This is a genomic window from Pseudarthrobacter sp. RHLT1-30-1 (assembly GCF_059383415.1).
This window is the reverse complement of record NZ_JBWZCG010000005.1, coordinates 23,321-46,330: the sequence shown is the minus strand read 5'-3', so window position 1 is coordinate 46,330 and position 23,010 is coordinate 23,321. Positions and strand designations below refer to the sequence as shown.

Here is a 23,010-nt window from a genome sequence, read left to right as displayed (position 1 = left end):
CAGGGGCAGTCCTGGCTGGCAGGCCGTCGGCCGATCCCGTCGTTTCGGACCGGCTACTGGACCTTGATCTCAGCCAGACGCAGGCCAAATCCGTAGCGGGTTTTTGGCGACGCCAGCTGGGGCAGGGCCTTGATCGAAACGATCACGTACTGCGCCGTAATGGGTTCCTGCAGAGGCATCGTCAGATCGGGGGAAGTGAAGCTGTTGCTGCCCACCTGCTTGGCGCCTTCGAGGGAAGGGCGGTCGTTGGTGAAGACACTGATGCTGCCACCTGAGGCTCCCAGCTGGCTCAGGGTCACCGAGGAAACCTTGGCAGGGCTCTTCAGCTTGACGACGAGCGGAACCTCACTGGCGAGGCCACCCCAGTTGTCTGTGGCGAATTCCATGTCCGACCAGTAGCTGGCGGCATTGCCGTCGAAGGTTTTGACCAGGTCACTGTCATATGTTCCGGCGAAATCGAAGTTGCCCAGCCGGGTGACGCCCGCGATCGCCGGCGGACCGGCCGCGGGTGCAGCGGAGGCGGTACCCGACGGTTGTGCCGAGCTCGGGGCCGGGGCACTGCTGGAGGTGGGGCCACCCGCCGCGGACTGCGGCGGCGTCTTGAAGAGACTGCCGAGATTGGTGACCGCAAGAACCAGACCGACCACGAGGACCGCGGCCAGCAGTCCACCCACCAGCCAGCGCATTGAGCGGGGCTCGCGCCTGGGTTCTTCATCCTCGCCGTAGTACTCCTCATCCGCCTCTGCGTCGCTCTCGCTATTTCGGGCCGAACCCGGGAAGATTCCGGGAACGCGGTCCGCGGCGGCTGCACCGCCGGCAGCGGCAGTGAGCTCAGGTGCACGACCCGGGCGGGAAGTCTGGGAGGATTCGGGAGCGGGCCGATCGTAGTCGTCATCGGACCATAGAGACACCTTGGGTGTTCTGGTTTCGGCGGCAGCGGGCGGCGTGGAGTCACGTGCGCCGGAGCTCGGCACGGTTCCCTGCACCGGCTGGGGCGCCGTGACCTCAGGCGCTGATTTGTCCGGCGCCGTTTTGTCCGGCTCCGTTTTGGAGGACTTTGCCGTGGCGGAGGCCGCGGCACCACCGGCGGCACCTGCCGCGAGTCCCGCAACCCCTGCTGCTCCGGCGCGGGCAGCCGGTGACGCCGCCGGACGCAACGGCGCACGCGCGGGCGAAACTGGCGGCACTGCGGGAGAGACTCGCGGGCCGGCGGGTGTGATTCGCGGGCCCGCAGGAGTCACCCGCGGCGCGGCGGGCGTAACACGCGGTGTCGTGGCGCCCGGCTGCTGGTTCTGCCCGTAGTTGATGTACCCGGCGTCTACTTCTTCATCGTCGTAGAGCCCGTCGTAGGTCTCCGGTTCCTGGGAGCGCGGCTGGCCGAAGATTTCACTGCCCAGCGTGTCGGTGAAGAACGGTTCGACGTAGGGCGGATGGGAGGACACAACCAGGTCGAGCAGATCGGCGGCTGAGGTGTGGTTGGTAATTAGGTACGTGGTGGCATCGCTGACCCCCAGATCGAGGATCTGCACGCTGCCGGGACGTTCGCCCGTGGCGACTTCCCGGGCGCTCTGTGCCACTTGCTCGGCATTGTCCGGCCCGGCAACCAGGATGCTCACCGATCGGTTCAGCACCTGGTCCACGCCGTCCAGCACCAGATCCTGGTCATGCGAGGTCAGCACAGTGGCAGTGACCTTGTAACGGCCGCCCAGTACTGATCCGACATCGATCGGGTGGGACACAGGTTCCTCCTAGAACTGTCCGGGAGCTGCGGGACCGATCACTTCATCAGTGGGCGCAGGTCCCCCGGTAAAGCCGGTGGAACCCTGGCCTGCAACTACCCTTGTTAGTCTTCGATCCTAGCCGATGCGGTGTCCCGGCCGCGGAAGCGCGGCGCCGCGTACCCGGCTGGAAACTATTTTTTCTTCTTGCCGCCGAAGGGGAAATAGGGGTTGCGACCCGCCGGTCCCTGGTAGGTCCTGCGACCGGGCAGCGGGACATCGCCGCGGCCCAGGCCGCCCTCTGCCGTGGTGGGCTGGTCCTCGGCCGGCAGGTAGCCGGCCTCCGGTCCCGCGTGCCCGGCCCGTTCGTCCTGTTCGTCAAGGTCCGGGCCGGCCCGGAAGGATGCGGCGTCGAACTCCCCTGAGATCCTGGGAATGAGGCCGGTGTCCACCGCAACAGTTGCCCGGTCCGGCCTCGTCCGTGTCGCAGCGGCGCCGGCGGGTGCATCCGTGGTGGGCTCCACGGCCGGGCGGCGGCGCAGGCGGCCCAGCAGCGGCTGCAGCAGGTCGCTCAGCTCGGTCACGCGGAAGAGCTTCAGCAGGAGCAGGTAGGCCGCCAGCATGACGGGTCCGACGACGACGATCGTCACCAGCGCGGCAAGGGGTGTGCTCCAGGCGAACCCATCCGGGGAGTAGCTCCCGAGCAGCCACAAAGCCACAGCACCTGCCAGCGCGGATCCCAGCGCGGCGTATCCCATCCGGATGTAGGCGTTGACGATCCGCGGACCGTCCAGATGCCCCAGGAGCCGGCGCAGGAAGATGACGCTGAGGAGCACGGACAGGATATTGCCGCCGGTGTAGAGGGCAGCGATCGCGAAGATGATCTGTTCGAACGGAAGGAACTGGATTATGAACGCGGCAACCAGGTTTACCAGGGCCAGCACCAGCTGGATGAAGAACGGTGTCCGGGCGTCCTCGTTGGCGTAAAAGACGCGGGACATCATGAAGTTGGCGCTCATGAACGGCGTGCTGAGCGCCAGGATGGTGAGGGTCTGGGCCAGCATCACGCCGTCCTGTTTCTCCCCGCCGGAGAAGAACATTCCCAGTGGTCCGGCCAGTGCAAAGAGCGCCAGCGCGCCGAACACCGTCGCCACGGCCATGGTCCGCAGCCCGTGGGAGAGCGCGCTGCGCAGTGCGGCCCGGTTACCGTCCTGGGAGGCCCGGGTCATCCGGTTGAACAGCACCGTGGCCAGCGAGAGCGCAATGATGGAGTGCGGAAGCAGGTAGAGCTGGCTCGCCACTTCCAGCACGGCGTTGCCGGGCAGTGTATCGGCGGCCGGGTCCCCTGCCTGTTCCAGACGGAGCCGTTCCGCGCCCGGGATCGTGGCGATGCGCATGACGTAGAGGAACGCCAACTGCCCGACGGCGGCCGTCGCCAGGGTCCAGACGCTCAACCTGGCGGCCTGGCCCAGGCCGACACCGCGCCAGCCGAAGCGCGGCCGCAGGCCGAGCCGGAGCCGGAACACCGGGACCAGCAGGATGGCCGTCTGGGAGATCACACCGATCGTGGAGAATCCGGCGATCAGGAGGGTCTGGGTGGAGCCCCACGTGTCCAGGGTGTGCGGGTTGGCCGCGTTGGCGCCGAACGTCCAGATGAACATGCCGAGGCCGGCAATCGCGACAATATTGTTCAGGATCGGCGCCCACATCGCGGGTCCGAAGGCGCCGTGGGCGTTCAGCACCTGGGTCAGCAGGGCGTAGAGGCCGTAGAAGAAGATCTGTGGCAGGCACCAGAAGGCGAAGGCCACCGCGAGGGCCTTCTGCTGCGGTGAATAGCCCTGGGTGGTCAGCTCAATGACCCAGGGCGCCAGCAGCGTCACCAGCAGCGTGAGGGTCAGCAGCACCAGGACCGCCAGCGTCAGGAGCCGGCTGATGTAGTCCGCTCCCTTGTCCGGAGCCTTGCTGGCCTTGATGATCTGGGGGACCAGGACGGCATTGAAGACGCCGCCGGCCACGAGCAGGAAGATCAGGTTCGGCAGGTTGTTGGCGTTGATGAACGTGTCGTTGACGGTGGACCCGAGACCCAGGGCGGCCGCCAGCATCCAGGTCTTGCCGAATCCCAGGAAACGCGAAACCAGCGTTCCGGCGGCCATAATGGCGCTGGAACGGACTTCTCCGGACTGGACAGCTTTGGAATCGGCGGGGCCGGAGGGCGCAGGGGTGGGTTTGGCAGATGACATTGTCTTCATCGTCTCACCCGGGAAAGGCTTTGGGCGCTACCGGCGTCCTATTAAACGGGTTGCGGAGCGTCTGTGGATGCCCTAGCGGCGTTCCGGCAGTACTTCCTTGGCGAGGTCCGCGATGCGGCGTTCGTTCGGGAAGGACAGCTTACGGGCCAGTTCCAGAATGGGAACCCAGGCGACGTCCACGGCTTCCTTGTCAGGATCATTCTCGATCGTCAGGTCCCCGCCTGTGGCCTGCAGCAGATAGTGGTGGACCGTCTTGTGGACGCGGTGGCCGCTGACGGTGAACCAGTAGTCGATGCTGCCCAGCGGCGCGAGGATCTTTCCCTCGATACCGGTTTCCTCCGCGATTTCACGCACGGCGGCTTCCTCGTTGCTTTCCTTGCCTTCCGGGTGGCCTTTGGGCAGGCACCATTCCAGCCGCCCGCCGCGATTAAGGCGGGCAATGATCGCAACGCGGAGTTCGGCGTCGGACGTGTCCACCACAACGCCGCCGGCGGAGATTTCCTCCACCGTGGGGAGCGAGGCCTGTCCGGAGTGCTGCACCGGCGCGACGTGGGCACCGATTGCCGAAGGCAACGGTGCGTTTGTCCTCCTGTCGGGAGCGCTCGGTACGGGATGGGCCATGAAGTCCACTCTAACGACTCTTGTCCGCTCTTGATGACCTAAACATGGCAGGAAAGTGGACGGCCGGGAAAGTGGATCGCCCGGGACGACACCGTCTTCAGCGCCGGCGGCGGGACTCCAGGAAGGATTCAGTGTGGTGCTGGCCGGGATTTCTGACAAGCTTAAGAAACTATGGCGCACGCACATCACGAGACTGACCCGCAAACTGTTGATTTCCAGGTAGACCCTGTGGTTCTGGAGCTTGGGCAGCGATTCGTCGACGCCGGCCATGAACTTTCGCTGGTGGGCGGCCCGGTGCGGGACCTCTTCCTTGGCCGGGTTTCCCCTGACCTGGACTTCACCACCGACGCCACGCCCGACCAGACGGTTGCCCTGATCAGGAAGTGGGCTGACAACTACTGGGAAATCGGGCGGGCCTTCGGCACCATCGGGATGCGCAAGGCCGGGTTCCAGATCGAAATCACCACCTATCGCGCCGATGCTTACGATCCCGACTCCCGGAAACCCGTGGTGGCCTTCGGGAAGTCCCTCACGGACGACCTGCTGCGCCGTGACTTCACAATCAACGCCATGGCGCTGCGCCTCCCGGCGCTGGAACTGGTGGATCCGTTCGGTGGTGTCCGCGACCTCCACGCTTCCCTCCTCGCCACCCCGGGCGCCCCGGAAACCTCCTTTTCCGACGATCCGCTGCGGATGATGCGCGCTGCCCGTTTCGCCGCCCAGCTGGGCATTACGGTGCACGAGGACGTCCGTGCCGCGATGACCCGGATGGCCGAACGGATCACCATGATCTCCGCGGAACGCGTCCGCGAGGAACTGGTCAAGCTCATCTGCGCCGCGCACCCCCGGGCCGGGGTGGACCTGCTCGTGGACACCGGGCTGGCCGACTTCGTGCTGCCCGAGGTCTCCGCCCTGCGCCTCGAATCGGATGAACACCACCGGCACAAGGACGTCTACCAGCACTCCCTCCAGGTCCTGGAGCAGGCCGCCGCGCTTGAAACCGGGGGCGACGGCGCCGTCCCCGGTCCGGACTTCGTGCTGCGGTTCGCGGCGTTGATGCACGACGTCGGGAAACCCGCCACGCGCCGTTTTGAGCCGGGCGGCGCGGTCAGTTTCCGGCACCACGACATGGTCGGGTCCAAACTGACGTCGAAACGGATGAAGGCGCTGCGCTTCGACAACGACACCATCAAGGCCGTGGCCAAGCTGGTGGAGCTGCACATGCGCTTCTACGGCTACGGCGAGGCCGGCTGGAGCGATTCGGCCGTGCGCCGCTACGTTACCGACGCCGGGCCGCTCCTGGAGCGCCTGCACCGTCTCACCCGTTCGGACGTCACCACCCGCAACCAGCGGAAGGCCGAGCGGCTCGCTTTCGCCTACGACGATCTGGAGACCAGGATCGCAGCCCTGCGCGAGCAGGAATCCCTCGAGGCCGTCCGCCCCGACCTGGACGGCGGCCGGATCATGGAACTCCTGGGCCTCAAGCCGGGTCCCGTCGTCGGGCGCGCCTACAAATTCCTGCTCGAGGAACGGATGGAACACGGCCCGCTGGATCCCGCCGTGGCCGAGGCCAAGTTACACGAATGGTGGGCTATCCAACCCGAGTCCGCCGATGCACTCTCAACCGAGGAGTCCAAGTGACTGCACCTTCCAACGGCCCCCGCCCGCAGCTGTGGATCCTCCGGCACGGCGAAACGGAATGGTCCAAGAGTGGCCAATACACCGGCCTTACCGACCTCCCGCTGACCGTGGAGGGTGAACAGCAGTCCGTGGAGGCACGCAAGGTGCTCGACGGCGTCGACTTCGACCTCGTGCTCACGTCCCCGTTGCGGCGGGCCCGCCGGACAGCTGAACTGGCCGGGTTCCCCGACGCGCAACTGGAACCGCTCGCGGTCGAGTGGGACTACGGCGACTACGAGGGCATCAGCTCGGACCTTATCCGCAAGGACAATCCGGAGTACCTGATCTGGACCCACGGCGTGCCGAATGGCGAAGCGCTCGATGACGTCGCCGCACGGGCTGACAAAATCGTCGCGCGCGTGCTGGAATCCGGTCTGGACAATGTGCTGATCGTGGCGCACGGCCACTTCTCCCGGATCCTCACCGCGCGGTGGCTGGGGCTCGACCCGCACGAGGGCCGGCACTTCATCCTGGGAACCGCGAAAGTCTGTACGCTCGGCTGGGATAAGAAGACCCCGGCAGTAGTCCGCTGGGGACTATAAATAGGGTTTAGAAAATAACCGAGAAAAGTTTATGAATGCGGTAGTCAGGGGCCGCATTGATGGTGTATTTTTATGTCTGACCCCAGAGCGTTCTGCCGGGGTCGAGGAGCGCGTCGCCCGGCAAATCAGCCGGAGCCTCGGAAGACAGCAAAGGAGGTTGGGAAAAATGATTACTTTGACTAGCGGATGGATGTATTTCATCACCGCCACCCCGGCCTCTGCTGCTGAACCGCGCCCAAATTTCGGCCCGCCTGCCTCCTGACCCTCCACTCCGGCCTGGTTTCTCGTTCCCAGGACCCCGGAGCCGCGGCGATACCGGCACCCCCGTTAGCGGGAGTGCCGTGACAGCGGACCGGCCCGGGCGGAACAACGCGGTCGGAACAGCATCCCCAAAATTCGGAACCAGCTTCTTGTCGGGGTTGCGGCCTTCCCGCGTTCGGTAACCGGCCTTTCGCCAGCGCGAAATCATTTAATGAGCGCCGGGTAATTCCCTGCCAAATTTAGGCCTTTTCTTCCTCAAATATTCAGAGGCCCTAATTGTCATGCCCAATTGCGCCGGCATCGCCGGCACAACCCATGAAAGGTCCATTGTGACCCTTGCCAGCAGCACCGACCGACGACGCTCCGCGAGCCACCGGCGGGAGGTGACCACCATGATGCAGAGACTCCAGCGAATCCTGCGCCTGAGCCTCCGGCAGTCCCCCAGGCGCACGACGCTGTTCAATGGACAACTCCTCGACCAGAAGCGTGAGGACGTCTATGCCGCTATGCACCAGACGGGGTTCATCCGCTGATGCAGTCCAGACCGACTGCAGTCCAGACCGACAGTCCCGATGACCACATCAGCACTGACCGCAAGGGTGCCCACGCGGCGACGCGTGGGCACCCCCTTTTAACCGCCCCGGCGACACCGGCACCGCCACTGGGCAACCCCGGACCAGGACAGCCGGAGCCGCCCCGGTATGCTCGGGGGCATGCAGGAGACAAAGCCGCCGGAGCACCGCCGACGGGTCCGATTGGTCATCCCGAGCCGCAGCGATCCCCTGCTGAGGAATTTCACGGAGGTGATTGGCGGACCCCTGGGCCGTCGTTCGGCCCCCGGTATCGTCTCCCCCGGGTTTTTCACCGTGGAACGCGTCCTGATCCTGCTGACCGTCCTGGCAGCCGTCCTCGGAATCCTCCTGAAGTCGTATTGCCGCCTCAGCGGCTGGGAAACCCCGGGCCAGTTCTACGCAAGCTGCTATTCGGACTTCCCCGAACTGTTCAAGAACCGCGGGCTCGGCGATGGCGCCTTCCCCTTCATCACCGGAGGAACGTTCTTTGAATACCCCGTTCTCATGGGGTTCATCGCGGGAGCCACGGCCCTGCTGGTGCCGGGCGACGGCGTCTCCGCCGGCCGGATCCTGGCCTACTTCGACATCAACGCCACCCTCATCGCCGCCGTCTGGATCGTCACGGTACTCGCCACGGCGCGGATGGCCCGCCGCCGGCCGTGGGACGCCGCAATGGTCGCCGTGGCCCCGGGCATCATCCTTGCCGGCACCATCAACTGGGACATGTGGGCTGTTGGGTTGCTGGCCCTCGGGATGTACTGCTTCTCGCGCAACAAACTTGTGCACGCCGGGATCTTTATCGGCCTCGGCACGGCAACCAAGCTCTACCCCGTGCTGATCCTTGGCGCTGTGCTGCTGCTGGCCCTGCGGACCGGGCGGATCCGGGCCATCCTGGTCACCGCAGGCGCCGCCGCGGCCGCCTGGCTCGCCGTCAACGTCCCGGTCGCCGTCGCCAATCCGGAGGGCTGGAAATACTTCTACCAGTTCACCGAGGACCGGCCCGCCGGCTACAGCTCCCCCTGGTTTGCCTACAACCTCGTCGCCGGGCGGCTGGGCTGGGTTCCGCTGCAGCCGGAGGCGATCAACACGCTCGCCCTGAACCTCTTTGTGCTGGCCTGCGTGCTGATCGGGATCCTGGCGCTGGCCGCGCCACGCCGTCCCCGCCTCGCACCGCTTGTCTTCCTGATCGTCGCCGCGTTTATCCTGACGAACAAGGTCTACTCGCCGCAGTTCGTCATCTGGCTCATCCCGCTCCTTGCGCTGGCCCGGCCGCGCTGGCGGGACTTTCTGATCTGGCAGACGTTCGAGGGGCTGCACTGGGCGGCCGTCTGGATGTACCTCGGGCAGGTGACGAGCGGCGGGGTGGCCCAGCACAATATTGATATGCCCTACTACGTCCTCGCCGTGGTCTTCCATATGATGGCCACCGCCTATCTGATGGCGCGGGTGGCATGGGATATCTGGGACCCCGGCCACGACGTCGTTCGCGTGTCCGGGCTGGATGATCCGCAGGGCGGGCCGTTCGAAGGTGCTCCGGACCGTTTGCGGGTGGACCTGCTCAACCCCTCCGCCTCCTTGCTGCCCTGGCGGAAGGCCGCTGATGCCTGACGTCGCAGTCGTGGGATCAGGGCCGAACGGACTCGCCGCGGCGGTAACCCTGGCCCGCGCGGGACTGAAAGTGCACGTGTACGAGGCGGCACCCACCGCGGGCGGCGGGCTTCGGACCACCGAACTGTTGGAGCCCGGCCACTTCCACGATGTGTGCTCGGCGGTGCACCCGATGGCCCTGGCCTCGCCATTCTTCCGGCAGTTCCAGCTGTCCCGGCGGATCCGGCTCGAAGTTCCCGAGGTCTCGTACGGCACTCCGCTCGACGGCGGCCGGGCAGCGCTGGCGTACCACTCACTCGAGCGGACGGTTGCCGGCCTGGGGCGGGACGGCGCCGCCTTCGGGCGGCTGATGGCCCCCCTCGTGCAGCGGGCGGATGGCATCACGGACCTGACGTTGAACCAGCTCCTGCGGATATCGAAGGACCCGCTGGCGGCTGCCCTGTTCGGCGCCCGGGTCCTGGAGCAGGGCTCGCCCCTGTGGGGGATCAGATTCCGGGAGGAACTGGCGCCCGCGCTGCTGACCGGCGTCGCGGCGCATGCGGTGGGGCGGCTCCCGGCCCCGGCGACGGCCGGCGCGGGCCTCCTGCTGGCGACGCTGGCCCACACTGTGGGCTGGCCGGTCCCGGAAGGCGGCTCCGCAGCGATCGCGCAGGCCATGGTGGCGGACATTGAAGCTCACGGCGGAGCGGTGGAAACCGGGGCGCGGATCGGATCCCTGGCCGAGCTGCCACCGGTCCGGGCCACCCTGCTGGACGTGGCACCGCCCGGGCTGCTGAGGCTCGCTGACGGCAGGCTCCCGGACCGGTACCGCCGCGCGCTGGAATCCTTCAGGTTCGGCAATGCGGCCTGCAAAGTCGACTTCATCCTTTCCGGCCCGGTCCCCTGGAGTGCGCCGGGACTGGCCGACGCCGGTTCGATCCACGTGGGTGGCACGCGTGCGGAGATGGCGGCGGCGGAGTACCAGGTCGCCACCGGACGGCATCCGGACCGGCCCTATGTGCTGGTCTCCCAGCCGTCGCGCTTCGACGCCGGACGTGCACCCGCGGGCCGGCATATCCTGTGGAGCTACTGTCACGTGCCGGCCGGTTCCACCGTGGACATGGCCGAGGCGGTGATCGCCCAACTGGAGCGCTTCGCCCCTGGATTCCGCGACCTCGTCGTGAGTTTTCACGTCACAACGGCGGCCGGACTGGCGGAATACAACGAAAACTACGTCGGCGGGGACTTCAGCGCCGGCCGGGTGGACCTCCGGGGCATCATCCGGCGGCCGGTCCTGGGCCCGGTCCCGTGGCGGACTCCGCTGCGCGGCGTCTACCTGTGCTCGTCCTCGACCCCGCCGGGCCCCGGCGTGACCGGCATGGCAGGGTTCCACGCAGCGAAATATGCCTTACGGGACATATTCGGACTCCGGGTGCCGGCGCTCGGGATCTAGGTCCTCAAATCCGGCCCGAGGCCTCAGGCCTGAGGTCAGAGGCCAGTGCCGCGCTGACCAGTCCGGGGCGGGGTGCCGGCCGGCCGGAGCGGGTGACCCGCGGGTCAAACAAAAGGTTGATCCTGCTCCGGCGGCACGCATTTAGACCGGAATCGGTTCCGCCCGGCACTACGCTGAAAGCATGGATGACAAGGACCGCAGTGCCCTGGCAGGGAACGCCGTGGCAGGCACGACGGAGGCCGCGGTGATCCTGCGCGTCCTGCGGGTGTGCCTTCACAGCGGGTTCGCCGTACTGCTGCTTGTCGCCCTCGTACGGCTGCTGGGGACGGGACCCCAGGGCGCGAACTGGCTGACCCTGGGCCTTGCGCTGATCCTTGCCGCCGTCTACGTGCTCGGCACCGTCCTGGAGAAGCGGCACTCCTCGGATCCGTCCCAGTTCGACCCCATACCGTATTCGCACCTGTGGCTCGGTGCCGTCTGCCTGCTTTGGCTGCTGCTGATCTGGGCCAGCGCCGACTTCGTGTGGCTGGCCTTCCCGCTCTTCTTTCTGCAGTTGCGAGTGCTCCCGCTGCGCCTGGCGCTGCCGGCGATCGCCCTGAGCACGGTTTTGGTCATCGTGGCGCTGTGGTTCCACAACAACGGAGCGGACGGGGAGGCCCTGCAGTTGCCCATGGTGCTGGGGCCGGCGTTCGGGGCAGCCTTTGCGGTGGTCACCGGTCTGGCGTACCGGGCGCTCTATATGGAGGCGGAAAACCAGCGGCTCGCGGCGGAAGAGCTGCGCCGCACCCGCGCCGAACTAGCGCGCAGCCAGCACAACGCGGGCATGCTCGCAGAGCGGGCCAGGCTGGCCCGCGAAATCCACGACACCCTCGCCCAGGGTTTCTCCAGCATTGTGCTGATGGGCCGGTCGGCGGAAAAGTCCCTCGACGACGGGGACACCGCCACAGCCCTCGACCGGCTCCGGACAGTCCAGGAGACGGCCTCGGCCAACCTGGCCGAGGCCCGCAACTTCGTCCGGGGCTTGCAGCCGCCCGCATTTGCGGAAAGCCAGCCGGAGAACCCAGCAGAGCAGCCAGCGGGGAACCCGGCAGACAATTCGGCTGAGATCCAGCCGGACAACTCCCACCGGGAGACGCCAGCGGATCCCCTGGTGAGCAGCCTGCGCCGGCTCTGCGAAAAAACCGAAACCGAGGCGGCCGCCCGCGGCGCCCGGCTGCGCTGCCGCTTCGACCTTGAAGGAACACCGGTGGAACTTCCCAACCCGTACCGCACCACCCTGCTCCGTGCCGCCCAGGCAAGCCTCGCGAACGTCTGGGTGCACGCCAAGGCGGGCACCGCCGTCGTGACCCTGTCCTTCCTCGGCAGCGAAGTTGCGATGGATATCTACGACGACGGCGTGGGCTTCGATCCCTCGGCGGCCACCGGCCACACCGGCCACACCGGGCGCCCCGACGGCTCCGGCTACGGGCTGAAGTCGCTCCAGGAACGGGTGGCGGCACTGGCGGGCAGCCTGGACGTCGAGTCCGCCCCCGGTGAAGGAACCGTGGTGGCCATCCGGCTGCCGCTCGGGGACTCCCCGGCAGGGAACGAACCGTGAGCGATATCCGGGTACTGCTCGTTGACGACCACCCGGTGGTCCGGGCCGGGCTGAGGGCCATGCTGAGCGATTTCGAGGGCATCTCGGTCGCGGCCGAGGCGGCCGACGGCGGCGCGGCCCTGGCCGAGCTCTCCCGGCTCCACACCCTCGGCGAGCCGGTCGACGTCGTCCTGATGGATCTGCAGATGGGCACCGGCATGGACGGCGTTACGGCGACAGGCCGGATCACGGCAGGCGATGCCGGCCAGCCCGCCCCGCCGGTGCTCATCCTCACCACCTTTGACTCCGACGCCGATATCCTCGCCGCGGTGGAAGCCGGCGCCAGCGGCTACATGCTCAAGGACGCACCGCCGGAGCAGATCCGCCGGGCGGTGCTTTCCGCCGCGGCAGGCCAGACACCGCTGGCACCCGAAGTCGCCGCGCGGCTGATGGGCCGGATCCGCAATCCCGAGCCGGTCCTGTCCGCCCGTGAGATCCAGCTGCTGGAGCTGCTCGCCACCGGCCTGGGCAACCGGGCCATCGCCAAGCAGTTGTACATCTCGGAGGCCACGGTCAAGACCCACCTCGTGCACATCTACGGCAAGCTCGGCGTGGACAACCGCACGGCCGCGATCTCCGTGGCCGCGCAGCGCAGGATCATCCGGCGTTTCTGAGTGCGGCTGCCGCAGGGGCCACCAGGGGCCCGCGGCCAACGCTGTGTGACAACGGAATTGTCTGCGGCACGGTGCATAATGGCGCGGTGGGGAACATATCAAAAATTTCAGCTGTCCTTGTTGGTCTGGTTCTTGGCGTCTCGCTGGTGGCCTGCGACGACGGCCGCGCCGGCGCCCGGGAGGCGGCCAAGCAGCTTGCTTCCGGTGTTGCGGCGCTCGACGTCGGGGCGGTGCCGTTCAACGGCAGGGACCCGGGCGCCGCCAGCGACCAGCTCAAGGAGATTTTCAAGGCACTGGACCCGGTTAAACCCGCGGTGGAAACCGGCGAGCTGACACTGGAGAAGGACACCGCCACGGTCCCGCTGAACTACAGCTGGAAGATCGGCTCCGGAGAGTGGAAATACACCACCTTCGCCGAACTGAAAAAGTCCGGCGACAAGTGGCTGACCGTCTGGAACCCGGCGACGCTCGTCCCCGGGCTGGCCGAGGGTGAAATCCTCGGCACTTTGTCCCAGTCCCCGCAGCGGGCGGAGATCCTCGGCGCCGGCGACGCCAAGCTCGTCACCTACCGCCCGGTCGTGAACGTCGGCATCGACAAACCCCTGCTGGCCTCCGCCGATCCGGCGGCGTCCGCCACCCGGCTCGCCCAGCTGGTCGGGGTGGACCCCGCGGCCTACACCCAACAGGTCCAGACGGCCGGCCCGGAGGCCTTCGTCACCGCCATCACCCTGCGCGAGGACGGCCGGACCATCACCGACAATCAGATCGGCGAGATTCCCGGCGCCCGCGCCATCCACGACTTCCTCCCCCTGGCACCCACCCGCACCTTCGCCCGCGCCCTGCTGGGCACCGCAGCGGAGGCCAACGCCGAACAGATCGAGAAATCCGGCGGAACGCTCAAAGCCGGGGACACCACCGGAACCGGTGGCCTGCAGCAGCAATACGACGCGCAACTGCGCGGCAGCAACGGAACCCAGGTTTTTGCCGAAAAAGCAGGCCTCACAGCCGAGGAACGCCAGACCTTGCTCAACGGTGGCCGCCGTGTGCTCTTCCAGGTCGAGATGAAGGTGGGGACGCCCCTGAAAACCACCCTCGACCCTGCCCTCCAGCAGCTGGCCGAGGACGTTCTGGGCAAGGTGGGTCCCGCTTCGGCCATCGTGGCGCTCCGGCCCTCGACCGGCGCCGTCCTGGCCGCAGCCTCCGGACCGGGCAGCAACGGCTACGACACCGCGTTGCTGGGGCAGTACGCCCCCGGGTCGATCTTCAAGATCGTCGACTCGCTGGCCATGTTCCGCAACGGCATGACCCCGGAATCCACGGTGGAATGCCCCGCAACCCTGACAGTTGACGGCCGGACCTTCAAAAACGCCGAAGGCTACCCGGCCTCCTCGCTGGGATCCGTAACTTTGCGCGATGCCTTTGCGCACTCCTGCAACACCGCGTTCATCAACGCCCGCGACACCGTCAGCCAGGCCCAGCTGGAAGCCGCAGCCACCTCCCTCGGCGTCGCGGTGGAAGCCCCCCTGCTGGGGGCGTCCGCGTTCCTGGGCTCCGTCCCGGGCGACGCCACGGGAACCGAGCATGCCGCCTCGATGATCGGCCAGGGCAAGGTGCTGATGTCCCCCCTGGCCGCCGCCATCATGGCGGGATCGGTCGCCAAGGGTGCGCCCGTGTCGCCGCAACTCGTTCTGAACCCAGGAGCGGGCGAAGCCGCAGCGGGCGCCGACCCCGCCGGCGCCACGGCAGCCCCGTCAGCAGGCGCCACTTCGTCAGGCGCCACTACGTCAGGCGCCGCGCCGGCGTCGTCGGCCCCCGCACCGGCGACCCCGCGCACTCCTGTCACCGTGGCGGAATCGGCCGCCCTGGCCGACATGATGCGTGCCGTCGTCACCTCCGGCCACACCGGCTTCCTCGCGTCCGTTCCGGGCGCCCCGGTGGGAGCGAAAACCGGAACCGCCGAATTCGGCTCCGACGACCCGCCCAAGACCCACGCCTGGATCGTGGCGGTGCACGGGGACCTGGCGGTCGCCGTGTTCGTCGAGGAGGGCGGGCTCGGCGCCACCGTCTCCGGCCCGCTGCTGAAGCAGTTCCTCACCGCTGCGGGCTAAACCTCAGCTGGCGCGCGGGCGCGCGGGCCTGCTTAGTGCCCGTGGGAGGATGGAAGCGTGGCTCATATTGACGTTTCCAACATCGATTACTTCCTCTCCGACGGCACCCAGCTGCTCAACGGTGTGACCTTTAAAGTCCCGGACGGGACCAAAACGGCGCTGATCGGGCCCAACGGAACGGGCAAGACGACACTTTTCCGCATCATCTCCGGAGACCTCATCGCCGACGAAGGCGTAGTCGGCCGTTCCGGCAACATGGGCATCATGCGCCAGTTCGTCGGCCAGGTCCGGGATGACTCCTCCGTCCGCGACCTGCTCGTCTCCGCCGCGCCCCCGGCGCTGGCGGCCGCCGCGCGCGCCGTGGACGCAGCCGAGCTGGCCATGATGGAGCACGACGACGAGCCCACCCAGATGGCCTACGCCCAGGCGATCGTGGACTGGGGAGATGCCGGCGGCTACGACGTCGAGACCGTCTGGGATGAGGTCTGCATGGCCGCCCTGGGCCTGCCCTTTGACCGCGCGCAGCACCGCCCGGCGTCGAGCCTCTCCGGCGGCGAGCAGAAACGCCTGGTCCTCGAGGCACTGTTCGCCGGCCCCGATCAGCTGCTGCTCCTCGACGAGCCCGACAACTACCTCGACGTCCCGGGCAAGCGCTGGCTCGAGGGAAAGCTCAACGAGTCGAAAAAGACCGTGCTCTTCATCAGCCACGACCGCGAACTGCTGAACAACGCCGCGGGCCGCATCGTGACCCTGGAACCGGGCATCAACGGCGCCGGGGCCTGGATCCACGGCGGCGGCTTCGGCTCCTACGTGGACGCCCGCGCGGACCGGAACGCCCGCTTCGAGGAGCTCCGGAAACGCTGGGACGAGGAGCACGTGAAGCTCAAGGAACTCGTCAACATGTACAAAAACAAGGCCGCGTTCCGCTCGGACATGGCCAACCGGTACCACGCCGCGCAGACCCGGCTGGCGAAGTTCCTCGAAGCCGGTCCGCCCGAGGCCCTGCCGATCGAGCAGAACGTGCAGATGCGACTCAAGGGCGGCCGGACCGCCAAACGGGCCGTCGTCGCTGAAAAACTGGAACTCACGGGCCTGATGAAACCGTTCTCCACCGAGGTCTGGTTCGGTGACCGTGTCGGGGTGCTCGGCTCCAACGGCTCCGGCAAGAGCCACTTCCTGCGCCTGCTCGCCACCGGCGGCACCGACCCCGAACGCGAGCACCTGCCGGTGTCCGACGTCGACATCGCCGAAGTCCCGCACGAGGGAACCGTGAAACTCGGCGCCCGGATCCGGCCTGGTTTCTTCGCCCAGACCCACGTCCGGCCTGACCTGCTCGGCAAAACCCTGCTGGAAATCCTGCACCGCGGTGACGAACACCGCTCGGGCATGGGGCGCGAGGCGGCCGCCGGTGCACTGGACGGGTACGGCCTGGCCCCGCAGTCGGAGCAGAAATACGAATCCCTCTCCGGCGGGCAGCAGGCCCGGTTCCAGATCCTGCTGCTGCAGCTCTCCGGCGCCACCCTGCTGCTGCTCGACGAGCCCACGGACAACCTGGACCTGCACTCGGCCGAGGCGCTGGAACGGGCCATCGACCACTTCGAGGGAACGGTCCTGGCTGTGACGCACGACCGCTGGTTCGCCCGGACCTTCGACCGGTTCCTGGTCTTCGGCTCGGACGGCAAGGTCTACGAATCCGCCGAACCCGTCTGGGACGAAAAGCGCGTCCAGCGCGCCCGCTAGCCACTCCAACGCGGGGTCACCTCGCGCCCATTCCCGCCGTGGTTATGGGCTCGATGTGACCCCGCGTTGAAATTGTTCAGCTCGACCAACACTCGGTGGAAGTAGTGATCGTATGACCAGGACAGCAACCCGACCGCAACTTAATGCCGCTGCCGCCGCGACCTTCCTGATTTTCGGAATCAACGGGCTCGTGTTCGCCAGCTGGGCCGCCCGGATTCCCGCGGTGACGGACATCCTGCACATCTCCTCAGGCCAGATGGGCACCCTGCTGCTCTGCGTCGCGGCCGGTTCCCTGATCGCGCTGCCCACCGCCGGCACCGTCGTGGCCCGGATCGGGACGGCCAATACCGTTCGCGGTGCCGGTCTGGTCGCCGCCCTGGCCGGGGTCGGGGTTGCCCTGGCGCTGCTGGCCGAGTCCGTGCCCGGGACCGGCATTGCACTGTTCTTCTTTGGCATGGGCATCGGGCTCTGGGACGTGTCCCAGAACATTGAAGGCGCCGACGTCGAACACCGGCTCGGCCGCACCATCATGCCGCAGTTCCACGCCGCCTTTAGCGGCGGCGCGTTCCTGGGGGCCCTGATCGGCGCTGGCCTGGCGGGACTGGGAGTCGGGCTCCCGGCGCATCTGCTGGTGATCGCCGCCATCGTTGCCGTGCTGACCATGTTTGCCCCGCGCTACTTCCTGCCGCACCTCCCGGCGCCCGTGCCGGCGGCCGGGGAGCCGAGGGAAGCCAGGGGCGCCTCGGCCTGGCGGGACGGACGGACGCTGCTGATCGGTGTGGTGGTGCTGGGTGCGACGCTCACCGAAGGCGCCGGCAACGACTGGATCGCGAAAGCCGCCGTCGACGGACTGGAGGCCACAGATTCCACCGGTGCGCTGCTCTTCGCGGCCTTCGTGCTGGCCATGACCGCGGTGCGCTTCTTCGGCGGCCGGGCAATCGACGCCTACGGCCGGGTGCCGGTGCTCCGTGCCAGCATGGCCGCCGCCGCCGCCGGGCTGGGGCTCTTCGTGCTGGCCGATAACCTCTGGCTGGCCACGGCCGGAGCGGTGCTCTGGGGCGCCGGGGCCGCCCTCGCGTTCCCGATGGGGATGTCGGCCGCGGCGGACGACCCCAGGCACGCCGCGGCCCGGGTGTCGGTGGTGTCCACGATCGGGTACGTCGCGTTCCTGGCCGGACCGCCGCTGCTGGGCTACCTCGGGGACCTGATCGGTATCCGGCTGGCCCTGCTGACCATCATGATTCCGATTCTGGGGGCGCTGCTGCTCGCCGGTGCCGCGAAGCCCCTGCGCACCAACTGAATACCCGGCGGGGAGTCCCGTGCGGGAACGCCGCTTCAGGGTCCCCGCCCGTCTGACTGCGCTCCGGTCGTGCCGGCAGTAAGGTGGTCGGATGCGCAGCATGCTGAGGAAGGCACCGGGACGGCTGGGGAAACTCGACCGCAAACTCGTCCGCGCCGTCTCCGGCTTCCCCGGGGGCCACCACGACGATTTCTTCCGCCGGCTCTCCGCCGCCGCGAACAAAGGCAAACTCTGGTTCGCCATCGCCGCCGTGATGGCCCTGTTCAAAGGCCGGACCCGCCGCGCCGCCCTGCACGGACTGCTGGCGCAGGCCGTGGCTTCCGCCGTCACCAATCTGGGGTTCAAGACGCTGCTGCCACGTGCCCGGCCGCTGCCGGAGCACCTGCCGGTCTTCAGGTTTGTCCACCCCCAACCCACGAGCTCCTCCATGCCCTCGGGACACTCCGCCTCGGCCGTCGCTTTCGCCCTGGGCGTGGGCCTGGTGCGGCCCGCGATCGGCGCCGCGCTGGCACCCCTCGCGGCAGGTGTCGCCTACTCCCGCGTCCACACCGGCGCGCACTGGCCCTCGGATGTCTTCTTCGGCTCGGCGATCGGCGCCGGAGCGGCCATGATGACACGGAAATGGTGGCCGGTCCGGCCGCCATTCCCCGCGATCCGGCGCACCGCCGTGCAGGCAGCAAAGCTGCCGGAGGGGGCCGGCCTGGGCATCGCCGTCAACACCCTGGGCGGCTCCTACGCGGAGGAGACGGCGGCCGCCCTGCAGGAAGTATTCCCCAAAGCGTACATACAGGAAGTTGACCAGAATAACGACCTCGCGGCAGAGATCGACCGGATAGCGGGCCGGCCCGGCATCGTGGCCCTGGGGGTCTGGGGCGGGGACGGCACTGTCGGCACGGCGGCCGCGGCCGCCGTCGAGCACAGCCTCCCGCTCTTGGTCCTGCCTGGCGGGACGCTGAACCATTTCGCCCGCGACGCCGGAATCCCGGATCTCTCGGCCGCGGTGGAGGCCGCGACCCGCGGCGAAGCGGCCCGGGCGGACGTGGGCCGGGTGTCCGTGCAGCGCGGCCTCCCGGACAGCCCCGAACAGGCGCAGCTGACCATGCTCAACACGGCGAGTATCGGCCTGTACCCGAACCTGGTCCGCCGGCGTGAACTGCTCCAGCCGGCCTTCGGCAAACCCCTGGCCGGTGTCGTTGCCATGTTCCGGACCTTCGCCGCCGAGAAGCCCACCACCCTGATTGTCGACGGCGTGCGGCATAAACTCTGGATTCTGTATGTCGGCCGAGGCCGCTACTACCCCCGCGACCATGCCCCGCTGGTCCGGCCGGTGCTCGACGACGGCGTCTTCGACCTCAGGATGATCACTGCCGACGAATCGTTTGCCCGGCTCCGGCTGCTGTGGTCCGTGCTGACCGGAACCGTCGCCACCTCCCGGATCACCCACCTCAGCGAAACACGCAGCATCCGGGTGGAGCCGGGGGACACCACCATGGTGCTCGCAGTGGACGGAGAGGTCATGCCGGGGGTCCGCGCCGTCGAATTCACGGTCACGCCCGGGGCCCTGACGTACTACTCGCCGGCCTCCTGAACTGCGCCGTCATCCTCCCGGACTACCCTGATTCGACCCTGAATCATCCCTGAGACCGGCGAAATCAGCTTCCCGGCTCGGTAGCGTGGTGGGTACACCACTCCCACAGCTAGCCAAAGGAACGCTTCCATGATCGAAGCAAGAGCCCTGACCAAGGTTTACGGCGACAAGACGGCCGTCGCCGGCGTCAACTTCACCGTCGAGGCCGGCCGGGTCACCGGCTTCCTGGGCCCGAACGGAGCCGGGAAATCCACCACCATGCGCATGATCATGGGGCTGGACCGGCCGACGTCGGGCACCGTCACCGTCAACGGCGCTCCGTTCGCCCGGCACGCCGCGCCGCTGCGCGACGTCGGCGCCCTGCTCGACGCCAAGGCCGTCCACACCAGCCGCTCGGCGTACAACCACCTCCTGGCGATGGCCGCCACGCACAGCATCCCCAAGAAGCGCGTGCACGAAGTCATCGAGATGACGGGACTGGCCGAAGTGGCCCGGAAGAAGGTCGGCGGATTCTCGCTCGGCATGGGGCAACGGCTGGGCATCGCCGCGGCGCTGCTCGGCGACCCGCAGACCGTCATCCTGGACGAGCCGGTTAATGGCCTGGACCCGGAAGGTGTGGTCTGGGTCCGTAACCTGGTCAAGTACCTGGCCTCCGAGGGGCGCACGGTGTTCCTCTCCAGCCACCTGATGAGCGAAATGGCCGTCACCGCGGACCACCTGATTGTGATCGGCCGCGGCAGGATCATCGCCGACGCGCCGATTCAGGACATCATCAACGGCAAGGGCCGGATCCGCACCCGCGTCCGGACCGACCAGCCGGACCACCTGATGCACCTGCTGGCCGGGGAGGGCATCTCCGTGGAGCTGCAGGACAACGAACTGCTTGAGGTCGCGGGACTGGATCCACGCCAGATCGCCCGCGCGGCCCTTGACAGCCGCGTCATGATCTACGAACTCACCCCGCTTCAGGCCAGCCTCGAGGAGGCCTACATGGAACTGACCAAGGATGAGGTCGAATACCACTCGCTGATCACCACGGGCGCTGCCGCTCCCGTCCAGTCCGGAGGCAACTAAGCCATGAGTTCCACGACCCTTGATCCCTCCCGCAGTGCGCCCGCCGGCTCCGGACACACCCCGGCCGGCAAGCCCTCCAGCACCGGCCCAGGCCCCAGCTTCCACCGGGTGCTGAACTCCGAATTCATCAAGTTCCGCACGCTCCTGTCCACCCTGATCCTGCTCGGCTGCACCGTCCTGGTGGTCGTGGGCTTCGGCGCCCTCTCCGGCTGGGGAACGGGACAGTTCGCTGAGGCCGCGGCCACCGACCCGGAAGCGGCCGCTGCCTTCGCCGCCCAGGGCGGGGACCTCGCCGTCGGTGTCCCCACCTCCGGCATCGTGTTCGCGCAGCTCATCCTGGGCTCACTGGGTGTGCTGGTGATGAGTTCCGAGTTCACCACGGGCATGGCCCGTTCGACGTTCGCGGCCGTCCCCAAACGGCTCCCGGCGTTCGCCGCCAAACTGCTCGTGGTCATGGTGACGGCGTTCGTCCTCACCGGCGCCTCCGTGTTGCTGGCCGGCCTGGTGGCGCTGCCGATTCTGGACAATTACGACCTCAAGCTGGACCTCAGCAGCTCTCAGTCGGTGAAGCTGCTGCTCGTCAACAGCATCTACGTTGCCGCCGTCGCCGCAATCGGCATGGCCCTGGGCGCGCTGATCCGCAACTCCGCCGGCGGCATCATGAGCCTCGTCGGGCTGTTCTTCGTCGCACCGATCGCCTTCCAGCTGATCCCTGGTGACTTCTTCGTCGAGGCCCGCAAGTACCTGCCCGGCAATACGGTCGAACCAATGACAGCCGTGCAGCATCTCCCGGACACGCTGGAGGTCTGGCAGGCCGCCCTGGTGCTCGGGGCGTGGGTCGCCATCCCGGTGGTCCTGGCCGCCGTGCTGCTGAAAAGGCGGGATGTCTAGGGCTCGCCGGGCCGCCGTCTAGGCTCAAAGCATGATCGACGCAGTTCCAGTCAGGGGCGCGCCGGCCGACCAGGCCGGCGCGTCCTTCGCTGAAATCACCGCCCGACGCCGGGGGCGGATCCGGCGCTACCTGTTCCAGCATCCGCGGGCCATGGACGCCGTTGTCGTGGCCTGCTACCTGCTGCTGGTGACCCCCGCCGCGGTGGGATCGGTGCTCGACGGCGTCTGGCCGGCCGCCGTGCTGCTCGCGGCGGCCGCGGCGGCGCTGCTGTTCCGGCGGGGCCATCCGGTACCGGTGGTTGCCGTGGTGGCTGTGCTGGAGGTGGGCGTGACCATGCTGCACCCCTGGGGGTCCAACGTCTCCGGCGGGCTGTGGTTTGCGCTGTACTCCGTCGCGGTGGTGCGTGGCCAGCGTTTCGCCCTGGTCTGCCTGGCCGCGGCCACTGCGCCGCTGATGGTCCTGTACCTCCTGCTGGCGGTCGGTCCGCTGGATGGCCGGGTGCCGGACCTGGGCGTAAACACTCCGGAGAACTTCCAGCTGATCAGCAGCATTGCCGCCGGTGTCAGCATTGCCCTCTCCAACATCATTGCCACCGGGATCGGCGTCTCGGTCCGGCAGGGACGCGAGCACCAGCAGGAGATGGCCGCCTGGGCCGCGGGTGCCACGCGGCTCGGGTCGGTCACGGAACGAAACCGCATCGCCCGCGAAATGCATGATGTCGTGGCGCATTCGCTCACGGTGATGATCAGCCTTTCGGACGGCGCCGCCGTCGTGGTTCGGAAGGACCCGGCGCGGGCGGCCGAGGTACTTGGGGAACTCTCCCGCACCGGCCGCACCGCCCTGGCGGACATGCGGCGCGTCCTCGGCGTCCTGCGTGATGATTCGGCGCCCGGGCCGGCTCCGCGTGAACCGCTCGGTGCAGCGGACAGCCTGAACAAACTGATGCAAGGCTTCCGAACGGCGGGCCTGCCGCTGCACTACACGCACACCGGACCGTCGCTGCCGGACGATGCCGCGTTCCAGCTGACGGTGTACCGGATCGTGCAGGAGTCACTGACCAACGTGCTGCGCTACGGACGTTCCCTGGGCCGGGTGGAGGTGGCGATTGTCCGGGACGGGTCAACGGTCACCATCGACGTCGACGACGACGGCAAAGGCTCCGTGGGTTCCGACGGCTCGTCCGCGCCGCCGGGGGCACGGGATTCCCCACGGTCCGTGGGCACCGGCCAGGGACTCGCCGGAATGCTGGAGCGGGCTCGAATCTACGCGGGCACCGTGGCTTCAGGACGCGCCGCCGATCACGGCTGGCGCGTGCACGCCGTCCTGCACTGGAACGGCGATAACAGGGAAATGAGGGCGAATGAGTGAAGCGGAC

17 protein-coding genes are annotated in these 23,010 nt (G+C 67.9%); 14 read left to right on the top strand and 3 right to left on the bottom strand.

Going from position 1 to position 23,010, the window contains the following annotated elements:
- Positions 1-53: 53 nt before the first annotated feature.
- The 3 genes from AC50YM_RS05650 to AC50YM_RS05640 form a co-directional block, all read right to left on the bottom strand.
- Complete coding sequence (locus AC50YM_RS05650) at positions 54-1,739, bottom strand: ABC transporter substrate-binding protein (RefSeq protein WP_494955996.1); 1,686 nt, start codon at positions 1,737-1,739, stop codon at positions 54-56.
- Between the two features lie 173 nt (positions 1,740-1,912).
- The gene (murJ, locus tag AC50YM_RS05645) at positions 1,913-3,958 is read right to left on the bottom strand and encodes a murein biosynthesis integral membrane protein MurJ (RefSeq protein ID WP_494955995.1); all 2,046 of its coding nucleotides are present in this window, start codon (positions 3,956-3,958) and stop codon (positions 1,913-1,915) included.
- Positions 3,959-4,039: 81 nt separating this feature from the next.
- Entirely contained in the window at positions 4,040-4,540 is a 501-nt protein-coding gene (locus tag AC50YM_RS05640; protein WP_494890890.1) for an NUDIX hydrolase, read from the bottom strand.
- A 219-nt stretch (positions 4,541-4,759) separates the two neighbouring features.
- On the opposite strand from AC50YM_RS05640, the gene AC50YM_RS05635 reads away from it, so the two are divergent.
- The 14 genes from AC50YM_RS05635 (at position 4,760) to AC50YM_RS05570 (ending at position 23,003) form a co-directional block, all read left to right on the top strand.
- Positions 4,760-6,229: a CCA tRNA nucleotidyltransferase gene (locus AC50YM_RS05635; RefSeq protein ID WP_494955994.1), complete on the top strand. Its 1,470-nt coding sequence runs from the start codon at positions 4,760-4,762 to the stop codon at positions 6,227-6,229.
- Positions 6,226-6,810 (top strand): histidine phosphatase family protein, encoded by a 585-nt coding sequence (locus AC50YM_RS05630; RefSeq protein WP_494955993.1) that lies wholly within the window; start codon positions 6,226-6,228, stop codon positions 6,808-6,810. The genes AC50YM_RS05635 and AC50YM_RS05630 overlap by 4 nt, the downstream gene beginning before the upstream one ends.
- 653 nt (positions 6,811-7,463) lie before the next feature.
- Positions 7,464-7,604, top strand: coding sequence for a hypothetical protein (locus AC50YM_RS05625; RefSeq protein ID WP_494955992.1), 141 nt, complete (start codon positions 7,464-7,466; stop codon positions 7,602-7,604).
- Between the two features lie 180 nt (positions 7,605-7,784).
- A complete protein-coding gene (locus AC50YM_RS05620) occupies positions 7,785-9,251 on the top strand; it encodes a glycosyltransferase family 87 protein (protein ID WP_494955991.1) in 1,467 nt (488 codons plus the stop codon).
- Positions 9,244-10,683, top strand: coding sequence for a phytoene desaturase family protein (locus AC50YM_RS05615; RefSeq protein WP_494955990.1), 1,440 nt, complete (start codon positions 9,244-9,246; stop codon positions 10,681-10,683). The genes AC50YM_RS05620 and AC50YM_RS05615 overlap by 8 nt, the downstream gene beginning before the upstream one ends.
- Positions 10,684-10,864: 181 nt before the next feature.
- Entirely contained in the window at positions 10,865-12,280 is a 1,416-nt protein-coding gene (locus AC50YM_RS05610) for a sensor histidine kinase (RefSeq protein WP_494955989.1), read from the top strand.
- Entirely contained in the window at positions 12,277-12,933 is a 657-nt protein-coding gene (locus AC50YM_RS05605; RefSeq protein WP_494955988.1) for a response regulator, read from the top strand. Before AC50YM_RS05610 ends, AC50YM_RS05605 begins: the two co-directional genes overlap by 4 nt.
- An 86-nt stretch (positions 12,934-13,019) precedes the next feature.
- Positions 13,020-15,041, top strand: a complete 2,022-nt coding sequence (locus AC50YM_RS05600) for a penicillin-binding transpeptidase domain-containing protein (protein ID WP_494955987.1) — start codon at positions 13,020-13,022, stop codon at positions 15,039-15,041.
- A 57-nt stretch (positions 15,042-15,098) separates the two neighbouring features.
- Positions 15,099-16,781: an ABC-F family ATP-binding cassette domain-containing protein gene (locus AC50YM_RS05595; RefSeq protein WP_494955986.1), complete on the top strand. Its 1,683-nt coding sequence runs from the start codon at positions 15,099-15,101 to the stop codon at positions 16,779-16,781.
- 112 nt (positions 16,782-16,893) lie between these two features.
- Positions 16,894-18,081, top strand: a complete 1,188-nt coding sequence (locus AC50YM_RS05590) for an MFS transporter (RefSeq protein ID WP_494955985.1) — start codon at positions 16,894-16,896, stop codon at positions 18,079-18,081.
- 91 nt (positions 18,082-18,172) lie between these two features.
- Positions 18,173-19,669: a bifunctional phosphatase PAP2/diacylglycerol kinase family protein gene (locus AC50YM_RS05585; RefSeq protein WP_494955984.1), complete on the top strand. Its 1,497-nt coding sequence runs from the start codon at positions 18,173-18,175 to the stop codon at positions 19,667-19,669.
- A gap of 129 nt (positions 19,670-19,798) precedes the next feature.
- The gene (locus AC50YM_RS05580; RefSeq protein ID WP_494955983.1) at positions 19,799-20,743 is read left to right on the top strand and encodes an ABC transporter ATP-binding protein; all 945 of its coding nucleotides are present in this window, start codon (positions 19,799-19,801) and stop codon (positions 20,741-20,743) included.
- A gap of 3 nt (positions 20,744-20,746) precedes the next feature.
- Positions 20,747-21,634: an ABC transporter permease gene (locus AC50YM_RS05575; protein WP_494955982.1), complete on the top strand. Its 888-nt coding sequence runs from the start codon at positions 20,747-20,749 to the stop codon at positions 21,632-21,634.
- 31 nt (positions 21,635-21,665) lie between these two features.
- Complete coding sequence (locus AC50YM_RS05570; protein WP_494955981.1) at positions 21,666-23,003, top strand: sensor histidine kinase; 1,338 nt, start codon at positions 21,666-21,668, stop codon at positions 23,001-23,003.
- Positions 23,004-23,010: the final 7 nt, after the last annotated feature.